The following is a 472-nucleotide window of genomic DNA, read 5'->3' as shown; positions in this document are numbered from 1 at the left end:
GGCTAAAGCGCCCTATCTCTGAAGTGTTTGCACGATTCGATGAAGAGGTAATGGCATCGGCCTCGATTGCGCAGGTGCATAGCGCACAACTGCCTAACGGCCAAGAGGTCATCATTAAGGTGATTCGACCGAGTATCGAGAAAACCATTCGCCAAGACATCTCGCTTATGAAGCTGATGGCCTATGTGCTTGAGCACTATTGGTCTGAAGGAAAGCGCCTCAAGCCGCAACAAATCGTTGCTGACTACGAGCGAACCATCTTCGACGAGCTTGATCTTCAACGTGAAGCTGCTAACGCGTCGCAGTTAAGACGTAATTTTCTGGACTCAGAGCTGATCTATATTCCAGAGGTGTACTGGGACTTCTGCAACGAGCATGTGCTTGTGATGGAACGTATCTATGGCATTCCTGTTGCGGACATCGAAGCGTTGAAAGCCAATAACACAAATCTGCAAGTATTGGCTGAGCGCGG

General features: G+C 49.4%; 1 protein-coding gene. It reads left to right on the top strand.

Features of this window, described 5'->3' with window-relative positions; genetic code table 11:
- On the top strand, positions 1-472 hold a 472-nt coding region (locus A3750_RS04850), incomplete at both ends, for an AarF/UbiB family protein (RefSeq protein ID WP_231871718.1).

It is taken from the genome of Oleiphilus sp. HI0079 (assembly GCF_001635105.1).
This window is presented reverse-complemented; position numbering and strand designations above follow the sequence as displayed.